Source organism: Ochrobactrum sp. AN78 (genome assembly GCF_029909885.1).
GTDB lineage: Bacteria > Pseudomonadota > Alphaproteobacteria > Rhizobiales > Rhizobiaceae > Brucella > Brucella quorumnocens.
Genome location: NZ_JASAMU010000016.1, coordinates 99,482 through 111,192, shown reverse-complemented (window position 1 = coordinate 111,192; position 11,711 = coordinate 99,482). Strand labels below are relative to the sequence as shown.

Here is an 11,711-nt window from a genome sequence, read left to right as displayed (position 1 = left end):
ACTATTTTTTAATTTTTTTTTATTTTTTTTTTTTTTTTTTTTATTTTTTTTTTTTTTTTTGCGCCCCCCCCCGCCCCCCCCCCCCCCCCCCCCCCCCGACGCTCTAATACAGTGCCCGGCGCAGCCTCCTCGGATGCGCCTGATGGTTACAGCGGTTCCGGCTAATATTGAATCGTAGGAACCGCTGTAACTATTTGTTTTTACGCATTTCCGAACGCAAAACCTGTTTCCACTTTTGCTGGAAATGCTTTAAGATCGAAAAAGAAAAGCCCCGCTCTCAGGCGGGGCTTTTTGTTGAACTTATTGCATATTACGGCATAGTTTAAACTGTTAGAGCGTCCTTTGTATGCCCATTAGGGTACACGTCTCTCTAAGACAGCATGCGGTGCGTCTATGGGCGCTTACGCATGTATGGATCGCGTTTATGAGCAAGCCCCTCGGGGCGCCGTCCACACCTTCCCGTCACGCTCCGCACAATCCATCAATGGCCGTAACCTGGCGTCTCGGCTCTATTAGCGAGCTTGCCTGACCTTTTTAGAAATGCGTCATTATGCTTTGAGCGATGGCCCAAAGAATGATTGCCGCAGGAACTGTTAGGCACGCCAGAAAGATCCCGAAGAACACATAGGTTGCTTCATTCGGTGACCGTTGGGTCTGTGCAGGAGTCTTGTGCCAATGAGTGCTAATGCCTTGGTACATGTATAATTCCTCCTAATCCTCGACTTTGATTATCGATCAAAAGAAGAAATCTTCAAGCTTAAATAAATAACTGGAATTATTGGCAAAATATGATAAAAGCGACACGAAAGTTACGAGAATACGAGCGATAATACGCCGGTGATTTTCAAAAAATCCCACCCAATATTCTGATTTCAAATAATTTTACTTATATACTGTAAGTATCGAATAATCGGAAGTTTCAAAAAACACTGAAAATTAGGCTCTGCGTGTGCACTGAGGTGCGACAAAATGGCACGAAATTAGCTCGTGTTCAGACCGGTTTTGGCTTTGGCTAAGGTGCTTTTTTCGATCAAGTAGCTTAGAGCGCGTTTCGATCTGATTGAATCAGATCGGCGCTCTAATTATCTGTTTTAACGCGCATCTTTGTCCGAAAACCGTTTCACACTTTTCGGGATGCGCTCTAATTTAAAGCGTTTCCAGCAAAAGTGGGAACCGGTTTTGCGTTCGAAAATGCGTGAAAACAAATAGTTACAGCGGTTACAACGATTCAATATTCACTGGAGCCGCTTTAAGTTTGTGGCTGAACGGCGCATTCAACGCGAGTCAGGCGTGAGAGGTTCCAATTAAAACTGAGCTGTCGAACACTCTAATAAAAGCTGTTTGGAAAATAACGCAGATACAGCTCTGTAAGTTTGCCCTGCTGCTGCAGTGATTGAAGCGCATTGTTGAAAGCGCTCGCCAGCGGCGCATTTTTCGGTGCCACGGCTATGCTCAGGCCGGGACCGAGATATTGTGGCGCGAGATAAGGCCCGTCAACAAAGCTGCAGCAGTCATTGACTTGATCACTCTCCAACCAGAATGACAGGGCCATTCCGTCATCAAATGCTGCATCCACTTCGCCTTTTTGCAATGCGGCCAGCAGTGCGGCACGATCTGGATAGGGTTTGGCGACGGCCTGCGGGAAATAAGATTTCAGAACCTGCTCATGTGCCGTTCCTGCAATGACACCAACATTCTTACCGCGCAGTGCGATAGAAGCGGGCTCGGAGAAACGATTTGCTTTGATTGCCACGAAGCGTGCAGGAAGACGCATATAAGCGCGGGTGAAGACAAACTTTTCCCGGTTTTGCGCACTGGCACTTAAACCTGCGATGATCGCTTCTGCATCGCCACTTTCAAGTCTGGTTTCAAGCTCGTTCCACGGCACAGCTTCTATCTGACATATGTCACTCAATCCCATTTGGCTGCAAAGCGCCTTGGCGAGATCGACATTATAACCGGAAAGCTGGCCAGCGTCATTCAACGCATTAAAGGGCGGAAAGTCGAGCGTGGTTACAAAGCGAAGTCTGTTGAGGCCCTGCAAAGACGGTAAAGCCAGCCTTTCCTTCTGATTGAAGAAGTCAGGTGCCTTGGGTGCGGGTTGCGCGCTGGAGGGGAGGCTGTTCAAAAGCCAAAAAGCTGCGACCGCTATGCTCAAAAGGTGCCGTTTCATCGATGCTTTATGTAAGCAATATCTTATAATTTCACGTTAATAGAGTGGGTGTGGAAAACTATGCAATGATTTTGAATGGGTTGGCACATAAGGACGCAAAAACAAAATAACTTCCATGGACGACGAATAATTCTGTTTCTATTTTAAATAGAATGAAATAAATATAAATATGTGGGGTTATTTAATAAATACATAAATTAGTTAAATAAATAAACCACATTATGCATTGAAATAAATATTAGTAATAATTGAAAATAATCCAGTAGTAGTGCGGGGGTACTATGAGTAACGGATCGATTGCGTTCGATCTGGGGATATGCACTGCCATATCCGCCAGATTGGAACGCCGCGGCGTGCCGCGTGATTGCCTGAAGCACGCATACGAAGCGGCTATCATAAACGGGACAAGTTTCTGCGATGAAGTCGGACATCAGCCGGGTGTTTCAGAAGAGATGCTCTTTGAAGCTATAGCCGATTATCTTGAGCTGGCATTTACAGAAGAGGTTCTATCGTCCCGGATTTTTGTCACAGGCGAAGAAACGTCGGCCATTTTCACTGAGCCTGGCCAGCTTATGGTGCTCGGTAGAGATGGCACGTCCTATCTCTATCTAGCACCAACCGAAAAAGGTATCGCGAAATTGCGAGATCATATTCGACAGTCGCCGGACCTGCGGGATCGGATCAGGATTTGCACCCCTTCCTTCATCAAAAGAATTCTGCGTCAGCGTCATCAGAAAGATCTGATTGCACGCGCCCATGCGATGACGCCGCAGCTTTTTTCTGCTTCCCGTGTTCTCGAGACGCCTCAGGCGTTCATCATAGCGATGGGGCTTTATGCGTTCATTGCCAGTATCGTGAACTGGCCGACAGAAACTATTCTGGCCTTACATGTCTGCCTGACATTGTTCTTTTTCGGCTGTGTGCTTATTCGTCTTTTTGCAGCGGTTGGTAGCCGACGCTTGCGCTTTCCTGAGATCATGCCTTTCAAACGACGTGACTTGCCGGTTTATTCCGTTCTTGTGCCTCTCTATCGCGAACAGGCCGTGGTCGGGCAGTTGTTAGCCTCGCTTGAACGGCTCAATTGGCCGCGCAGCAAGCTGGATATCAAGCTCGTGTGTGAGAAGGACGATTTCGATACGATTGCCGAGATCAGAGGGCGGACGCTGCCTTCCAATTACGAACTGGTTCTCGTGCCGTCAGGCGGGCCGCGCACCAAGCCCAAGGCTTTAAACTACGCGCTGCAATTTGCGCGTGGAGAAATTATCGCGATTTTTGATGCGGAAGATCGCCCGCATCCTGACCAGTTGCTTGAGGCATGGCAGGCATTCCAGCGTGGTGGCAAGCAACTTGCCTGCGTTCAGGCACCACTCATTATCGGAAATTTCCGCCAGAATTTGCTGACGCGTATGTTCGCGTTTGAATATGCCACTTTGTTCCGGGGCCTGCTGCCATGGCTCGCCTCACAGGGTCTTGTTATTCCGTTGGGCGGCACTTCCAATCATTTTCGCCGGTCCTGTCTCGATCAGGTTGGCGGGTGGGACGCCTATAATGTGACGGAGGACGCTGACCTTGGTATGCGGCTTGCCCGTTTCGGTTATGGTATCGATGTTATCACCCGGGGCACTGTTGAAGATGCTCCGGTGGATTATTCTGTCTGGCACAAACAGCGGACACGCTGGATCAAGGGCTGGATGCAGACATGGCTTGTGCATGGCCGAAATCCTTACACAACCTGGCGTGAGCTCGGCTGGTGGCGCTTCGTGGTCAACCAGATTTATACGCTCGGCATTATCGGTTCAGCGCTTCTGCATCCATTTATGCTTATGACGGTTGCAGTGCTGGTTGCGATGATGGCTTTCGGGCCGCTCGGCTCCGAAAATCTGTGGCTACTGCGCATTGATCTCGTCAACATCATGCTGGCTTATCTGAGCTTTTATGTGCTTGGTTCTAAGACGATGGAACCGACGGAATTGAGTGGCTACGCCTATATTCTGGCCATACCTGCCTATTGGGTTCTGATCTCCATTTCGGCCTGGCGCGCGCTGTGGCAGCTGGTGCGAAAGCCGCATTTGTGGGAGAAAACTCCGCACCAGCCAAGTGTGTTCTATTTGTTGGAGGATGAAGGGGTAGCGGTTTTGGATGCGAGGAATTCAGCCCCGCGTCCGATAATGGATTGATCTTCGGGACCAATGGCTTCCAGATCCCGGCCTTCATAGGGCAATGTGAGCAAAACGCGCCGGATTGCAGCCAGTCTGGCGCGTCGCTTATCATTGGAGCGGATGATCGTCCATGGCGCATAGCCTGTATCGGTGCGCTCCAGCATCGTGTGCAAAGCTGCTGAATAATCATCCCAGCGTGAAATGCCTGCCACATCCATGGGTGAGAACTTCCAGTTCTTGAGCGGGCTGTGGCGGCGTTCATGGAAGCGCTTGAGCTGCATTTCCTGACCAATATCAAGCCAGAACTTGAACAGGTGAATACCTTCGGTGACAACCATGCGCTCGAAATCCGGTGTTTCTGTCAGAAATGTTTCAAGCTGTTCCGGTGTGCAGAACTGCATGACGCGCTCGACACCGGCACGATTATACCAGGAGCGGTCAAAGGTAACAAACTCGCCGGTCGTTGGGAAAAGCTGCACATAGCGCTGAAAATACCACTGACCACGTTCGGTTTCGGTTGGCTTGGGTAGCGCGACGTTGCGCGCAGTACGTGGGTTCATGAACTGACGGATTGTGAAGATCGTACCGCCTTTGCCTGCGGCATCGCGCCCTTCAAACACCGAAATGACGCGCCCGCCCGTGCCTTGCAGCCAGTACTGCATCTTGACGAGTTCGATTTGAAGACGCTCCAGCGTTTCCTCATATTCCTTCGTTTTCATTTTTTCCGTATAGGGATAGCCACCGGACTGAAGAGCCTGATCATCTATCCAATCGGGAAGCTTTGGATCATTGATATCGAACTTGTGCGTCTCACCATCGATTTTGATCTTCAAGGGCTTATCGGCGGATTTGGAATTGTCCTTTTCTGCTTTCTTTTTGTTAGCTGTCTTTGAACTGTCACCCACGGCAAGCTCCTTTGGTTTATAGAAAAGCACGCTTCGAAAAGTGCCCACATAGCATTATGCATGATATGGGCTGTTTATAAGCCGCGTAAAGGATGGTTTGTTCCCGAGGGAACAATAGCCTGCGTCAGGTCAATTGCTTGCGCGGTGCATTAAGTGAGAGATGTCAGAATGAGTGAAAACAGCAACCAGCCTTCGACCGGTTCCGAGCCAGAGGAAACCCTCTTCGCTCCGCTTCTCCGGGTCAAAGGCGTGCTCATTGCCAGCATGGTACTGGTAGTCTGCATCATGGTGCTGGAATTGCCGCTATGGTTCCGTATCGCTCTGATGGTTTTGATCATTATAGGTGCCATCTGGGTTGCGAGTGCAACGCGCGAAGATGCCATTGAGGACAAGCCGCAGGGCGTCCATACAACCAATGAAATGGCGGATGTTTCGGGAGAACGGCTGGCTGAACTGCTGACCGATCCGATGATCGTCTTCGATCAACGTGGAACTGTGCTTTTTACCAATGCCGCTGCTGTTGATGCATTCCAGTCTCTTGAAAAGGACACTGGCCTTTATCTGCGTTTTCGTGCACCGGAAATGCATGCGCTTATCCAGGGCGTGATTGCAGACGGTGAACCACGTAGCATCGACTATTTCGAGCGCGTGCCGATTGACCGTTGGTACAAAGCGATGGTCAAGGCGTTGCGTGATGCCGATGGTAGGCCAGAGCTTTTTGTTCTTCTTTTCCGCGATCAGAGCGAAACGCGGCGTATCGACCGTATGCGGTCGGACTTCATTGCCAATGCCAGCCACGAACTGCGCACGCCACTTGCTTCGCTGCTGGGCTTTATCGAAACTCTGCAGGGGCCGGCCCGCAACGATGCAGCAGCACGCGACAGGTTTCTCGGCATCATGCAGAAACAGGCCGAACGCATGTCACGCTTGATCGATGATCTCCTGTCGCTATCACGGCTCGAGATGCGAGCGCATCTGTCAGTGAATGAATGCGTGGATATGACCGCTGTGCTCAACCATGTAGCAGATACGCTGAGCCCGCTGGCTGCTGGATTGGACGTCACGATCGAACGCCATCTGCCGGATCGTCCAGTCAATGTGACGGGTACGCGCGATGAACTGATTCAGGTGTTCCAGAATCTGGTTGAGAATGCCTGTAAATATGGGCAGGGCGGTAAGCGTGTTATTCTGAAGCTGGATGAAGAAAACAACGGCGGCGCATCCGAGGCTGTGGCTTCCATACAGGATTTTGGTCCGGGCATCGCCGCTGAACATCTGCCGCGCCTCACAGAGCGCTTCTATCGCATCGACGTCGAAACCAGCCGTGCACAGAAGGGGACAGGTTTGGGGCTTGCCATCGTAAAGCACATTCTGGCGCGCCATCGCGGACGACTGGTTGTACGTTCGCAGCTTGGTGAAGGTTCAACCTTCCTGGTGCGCCTGCCTAAGCGGGCTTGAACGAGAGCAAATCCCGAAAAATGGGAACGGGTTTGGAATAAATACATGCGTTAAAGCAGGCAGTGAGACGTTTTTCTAACGATTCATCGTAAACAGGAAATGCTCTAAGACTTCTGCAAACAAAAGCCCCGGTAGCGTTTTCGCTCCGGGGCTTAGATTTTTCCGATTTGGCCGATCGTTCAGCGCGCGCGGCGACGTTCTGCCGTCGGCTGGAAAGCCAGTTTCGAATGATATCCGCAATATGGGCTGGATTCACCGGATTCACTGCCGCAGAAGTGGAAATCTTCATTGAGCGGATCGCCGATTGGCCACTTGCAGGTGCGTTCGCTAAGCTGCAGCAAGGTCAGCTTGCGGGAAATAGGTACAACAACGTCCGAAGTTGGTCTTACGACCCTTTCAGTCACTGCATCAGCCACATATTCCATCTGAAGTGCGGTTGCACCGACGGTCTGCGTAACGGTTGCCGTGCGGATGGTCGTGGTCGTCTGAGGACGGCTGCCGCCGCCATTGGTCTGGGTTGCAGCGGGACGTGGAGTGGCTGCAACAGTATTAACTTTTTTGCTGCGAGGAGCAGCCGTGGTGGTTTTGCCACGGCCCGAAAGCTTCAAACGATGCACTTTGCCGATCACTGCATTGCGGCTCACGCCGCCAAGCTGTGCTGCGATCTGGCTTGCACTCAAGCCCTCGTTCCATAATTTCTTCAGCAGTTCGACGCGCTCATCTGTCCAGTTCATCGCCCTGGGCTCCAATCAATTTTCGTTATCCGGAATCCGCCAGTGCTCCCGGATTGCTCCAGGCACAAACACTATATCTATCCGGGTGACTAGGTCCGTCGCACGAAATGTAGTTTTTTTGCTTTGAATAGAAACTACATTAATCAACGACTCCATGACAAGGGATAGCCTTGTCAGGCGGATTCCATTTTTATGGTTTTCCCCAACTTGGGTGCTAAAGACGGTTTTTCTGAGTCAGCTTCGGGTATTTCGCGGGAGCTTTTCAGCGGGATGTTCCGTCAGGGAAAACATCTGGGGTCTATATATCGACCCAATCCGCAAAATGCCAGCCCCGGAGCGCATAGGTCCCATCTTATTATAGTGAGTTCTTTCCAGCATGAACTCATGCATAAAGATGGATGATTATCCTTGCGCGCTTTGATTGACATTTTTTTTGCGAGCGCCAATATACGCCCGGGAATAAATAATGCCGCCCTGAGGGCGGTTTTTTATTTCCGCCGGGAGGCTCATGCAAAGACATGAGATCGCCCGATCCCGTTCAGGAGCCTTTCTAGGCATCCTGCGGGTATTTAAAACAATGGGAAACGCTGCCTGACCGGCTTTGCCGGAGGCGCTGCATTTACAAGGCTTATGGAGGCCTGACTGCAATGACCGACGTTACGACTGTGCAACCGCTCTACGACACCTATAATCGTGCGGCTCTGCGCTTCGAGCGAGGTGAGGGCATCTGGCTGATTACCGAAGGCGGCGACCGTTATCTCGATTTTGCTGCAGGCATTGCAGTCAATTCACTGGGCCATTCCCATCCGCATCTGGTCAATACGCTCAAAGATCAGGCCGACAAGCTGTGGCACCTGTCCAATCTCTATGAGGTTCCTGGACAGGAGAAGCTGGGCGCTCGTCTGGTTGAAGCGACATTTGCGGATAAAGTGTTCTTTACCAATTCCGGTGCCGAGGCTCTTGAATGCGCGATCAAGACCGCGCGCCGCTATCATTATGTAAACGGCAATCCTGAGCGCTTCCGCGTCATCACTTTTGAAGGCGCATTCCACGGCCGTACATTGGCTACGATTGCCGCAGGCGGTCAGGCCAAGTATCTCGAAGGTTTCGGCCCTAAGGTCGACGGCTTCGATCAGGTGCCATTCGGAGATGAAGCAGCATTGCGTGCTGCGATCACCAGTGAGACCGCAGCAATTCTGCTCGAGCCTGTGCAGGGCGAGGGCGGTCTGCGTGGCTTCCCGGAAGAGTTCATGCGTCTGTTGCGCCAGATCTGCGATGACAAGGGTCTTCTGCTGATCCTCGACGAAGTGCAGACGGGGGTTGGCCGTACCGGCAAACTCTTCGCTCATGAATGGTCGGGCATCAAGCCGGATATCATGGCGGTCGCCAAGGGAATTGGTGGTGGTTTCCCGATGGGCGCCTGCCTTGCAACCGCTGACGCTGCCAAAGGCATGACCGCCGGTGTTCATGGCACCACCTATGGTGGCAATCCGCTTGCTATGGCTGTCGGCAATGCTGTGCTAGATGTTGTGCTTGCTGACGGATTCCTCGAAAACGTTCAGGAAACTGCATTGACCATGAAGCAGGGCCTTGCGTCGATCATTGATCGTTTTCCGAGCGTGGTTTCGGAAATCCGTGGTCGTGGTCTTCTGATGGGTATCAAATGCGTTGTGCCAAATGTGACGCTCATTCAGGCTCTGCGTGACGAACATTTTCTGAGCGTCGGCGCTGGTGACAACGTCATCCGACTTCTTCCGCCACTGGTCACGACGCCTGAAGAGGCTCGTGAAGCATTGAAGCGTATTGAGATGGCCGTAGAACGGCTTGCAATCGCAAATCCGACCAGTAAGACGGCGTGAGATCATGGCAAACAATAACGGTATCAAGCACTTCATCGACCTTTCAACTGTACCAGCCGGCGAACTCCGCGCTATCATGGAAGACGCCAAGGCGCGAAAGGCACGCTTGAAGGCTGGCGAACTCGAAAAGCCATTTGCGGGCAAGGTGCTGGCGATGATTTTCGAGAAGCCGTCCACACGTACCCGCGTCTCGTTTGATGTGGGTATGCGTCAGCTTGGCGGTGAGACGATCATGCTCACAGGCTCGGAAATGCAGCTCGGTCGCAGCGAGACCATCGCGGACACAGCCAAGGTGCTTTCGCGCTATGTGGATGCGATTATGATCCGCACAACGTCGCATGATCGCATGCTGGAACTGGCCGAGTATGCGACCGTTCCGGTTATTAATGCACTAACCGATGACACGCACCCTTGTCAGATCATGGCCGACGTTCTTACATATGAGGAACATCGCGGCTCGATCAAAGGCAAGACCTTCGCCTGGATGGGGGACGGTAACAACGTCCTTCATTCGCTTGTGGAAGCTGCGGCGCGTTTTGATTTCAACGTCAATATCGCAACGCCGGAAGGCAGCGAGCCGAAGCAGCAATATATCGATTGGGCAAAGGCAAACGGCGCGAACATCATGTCCACAGCGGACCCGGATAAGGCGGTACGCGGTGCAGATTGCATCGTGACCGACACTTGGGTTTCGATGGGGCAGGAAGATCATGCTCGTGGCCATAATGTTTTCATGCCCTATCAGGTTAATGCACATCTGATGGCTAAAGCTGACCAAGAGGCGCTTTTCATGCACTGCCTGCCCGCGCATCGCGGCGAGGAAGTGACCGACGAAGTGATCGACGGCCCTCAATCGGTCGTATTCGATGAAGCTGAAAACAGGCTCCATGCCCAGAAAGCCATTCTGGCCTGGTGCCTGCAAGGCGGCAATTTAGGAGCATAAATTGTCTGATAAGATCAGCAATGAGCAAATTGAAGTCGAAGACATCCAGATCGCTCTGGAAGACCTCGACTTCGCTGGCGACGATGCGGTTGTGCCCTTCCAGGTGGAGGGGCTCGACGTGCGTGGTCGCGCCGTGCAATTGGGCGGCAGCATTGATGCCATTCTGAAGCGCCACAACTATCCGGAACATGTCGCGCGCCTTCTGGCCGAAGCAACGGTTCTGACTGTGCTTCTTGGCACGTCCCTTAAATTTGAAGGCAAGTTTATCTTCCAGACCCAGTCCGACGGTCCTGTCGATATGCTGGTGGTCGATTTCCGTACGCCACGTTCCGTACGTGCCTATGCGCGTTTCGACGCGGAGCGCGTAAAGGAAGCGGTAGCGGCTGGTCAGACGCGTCCTGAGGAGCTACTTGGTCGCGGCACGCTGGCCTTCACCGTTGATCAGGGTGCTTATACGCAGCGCTATCAGGGCATCGTTGCTCTTGATGGATCGACACTGGAAGAGATTGCACGCACATATTTCCGCCAGTCGGAACAGATACCGACCGATATGAAGTTGAGCGTTGCCAAGCTTATTGAACGCGGTGCGGACGGTAAACTTGTCGAGCGTTGGCGCGCCGGGGGGCTGGTTATTCAGTTCCTGCCTGAGTCCGAATTGCGATCGCGCATACCGGATCTTCCGGGTGGTGATGGCGATGAAAACACGGTTGCGCGTGATCTGGAAGATGACGGCTGGGATGAGGCACGTTCGCTGGTCGGCACGATTGAAAGCTCTGAGCTGACCGATCCGCAAGTTGGCTCGGAACGTCTGCTTTATCGTCTGTTCCATGAACGCGGCGTGCGCATCTATGAAGCCGTTCGGGTTCTCGATGAATGCTCGTGCTCGCGCGAGAAGATTGAAGGTGTGTTTTCCAATCTCTCGGCTGAAGAAATTCAGGACAGCATCGAGGACGGAAAGATTTCAGTGACGTGCGAGTTTTGCTCGACACATTACGAGTTTGACCCAGCGCAGTTTGCGAAATAAGAACAAGAAAAAGGCGCTTCGTGAGAAGCGCCTTTTTCAATTCAGCGTGCGGCGTGTTTCGGGAATATCGAGCGAGAACGCCGGAATTTCGACTTCAAAAGCTTTTCCATCAGATGCCTGCATCTGATAGCGCCCAACCATCACGCCGGATGTGGTGTTGAGTGGACAGCCTGAAGAATACTGGTAGGAGTCTCCGGGGTTGAGCGTCGGCTGATCTCCGATAACACCGTCTCCGCGTACTTCTTCTATGTGGCCGTTGCCATCAGTGATCTGCCAGTACCGCGAGCGCAACTGCACGGTGTCGGAAGAATTGTTGGCGATCGTGATCCGATAGCCCCAGACATAGCGATTTTCTTCAGGCTCTGACTGATCTTCAAGATAAAAGGGCTCGGCTGTTACTTCGATACCCCGCGTCACCGCTCTGTACATACGCACCCGCCTTTGAATCGCATCAAG

Annotated in this window: 9 protein-coding genes; 5 read left to right on the top strand and 4 right to left on the bottom strand. The window is 52.1% G+C overall.

Translation table 11 applies throughout. The annotated features are described in order from the left end of the window. Nucleotides 1-1,327: 1,327 nt before the first annotated feature. Nucleotides 1,328-2,173: a transporter substrate-binding domain-containing protein gene (locus QBD00_RS21720; RefSeq protein WP_318580516.1), complete on the bottom strand. Its 846-nt coding sequence runs from the start codon at nucleotides 2,171-2,173 to the stop codon at nucleotides 1,328-1,330. A 281-nt stretch (nucleotides 2,174-2,454) separates the two neighbouring features. Between QBD00_RS21720 and QBD00_RS21715 the strand changes: the two genes are divergently transcribed. Then, a complete protein-coding gene (locus tag QBD00_RS21715; RefSeq protein ID WP_318580515.1) occupies nucleotides 2,455-4,350 on the top strand; it encodes a glycosyltransferase family 2 protein in 1,896 nt (631 codons plus the stop codon). Here the strand turns inward: QBD00_RS21715 and ppk2 are convergent. Beyond that, nucleotides 4,278-5,237: a polyphosphate kinase 2 gene (gene ppk2, locus QBD00_RS21710; RefSeq protein ID WP_264230613.1), complete on the bottom strand. Its 960-nt coding sequence runs from the start codon at nucleotides 5,235-5,237 to the stop codon at nucleotides 4,278-4,280. The genes QBD00_RS21715 and ppk2 overlap by 73 nt on opposite strands. A 168-nt stretch (nucleotides 5,238-5,405) precedes the next feature. Here ppk2 and QBD00_RS21705 point away from each other — a divergent pair, with 168 nt between their 5' ends. After that, nucleotides 5,406-6,695, top strand: coding sequence for an ATP-binding protein (locus QBD00_RS21705; RefSeq protein WP_151095080.1), 1,290 nt, complete (start codon nucleotides 5,406-5,408; stop codon nucleotides 6,693-6,695). Nucleotides 6,696-6,874: 179 nt separating this feature from the next. On the opposite strand, the gene QBD00_RS21700 is transcribed toward QBD00_RS21705, so the two are convergent. Beyond that, nucleotides 6,875-7,429, bottom strand: a complete 555-nt coding sequence (locus QBD00_RS21700) for a GcrA family cell cycle regulator (protein WP_095446029.1) — start codon at nucleotides 7,427-7,429, stop codon at nucleotides 6,875-6,877. A 647-nt stretch (nucleotides 7,430-8,076) separates the two neighbouring features. On the opposite strand from QBD00_RS21700, the gene QBD00_RS21695 reads away from it, so the two are divergent. Genes QBD00_RS21695 through QBD00_RS21685 form a run of 3 tightly spaced genes read left to right on the top strand, consistent with a single transcriptional unit; the run spans nucleotide 8,077 to nucleotide 11,255 of the window. After that, nucleotides 8,077-9,288 (top strand): aspartate aminotransferase family protein, encoded by a 1,212-nt coding sequence (locus QBD00_RS21695; RefSeq protein WP_095446030.1) that lies wholly within the window; start codon nucleotides 8,077-8,079, stop codon nucleotides 9,286-9,288. Nucleotides 9,289-9,292: 4 nt separating this feature from the next. After that, on the top strand, nucleotides 9,293-10,231 hold the full coding sequence (gene argF, locus QBD00_RS21690; protein WP_095446031.1) for an ornithine carbamoyltransferase: 939 nt from the start codon (nucleotides 9,293-9,295) through the stop codon (nucleotides 10,229-10,231). Between the two features lies 1 nt (nucleotide 10,232). Further along, nucleotides 10,233-11,255, top strand: a complete 1,023-nt coding sequence (locus QBD00_RS21685; RefSeq protein WP_095446032.1) for an Hsp33 family molecular chaperone — start codon at nucleotides 10,233-10,235, stop codon at nucleotides 11,253-11,255. Nucleotides 11,256-11,291: 36 nt separating this feature from the next. Here the strand turns inward: QBD00_RS21685 and apaG are convergent, their stop codons facing one another. Beyond that, nucleotides 11,292-11,684 carry a Co2+/Mg2+ efflux protein ApaG gene (gene apaG, locus QBD00_RS21680; protein ID WP_318580514.1) on the bottom strand — a complete coding sequence of 131 codons (393 nt, stop codon included), beginning with the start codon at nucleotides 11,682-11,684 and terminating at the stop codon, nucleotides 11,292-11,294. Between the last annotated feature and the right edge of the window lie 27 nt (nucleotides 11,685-11,711).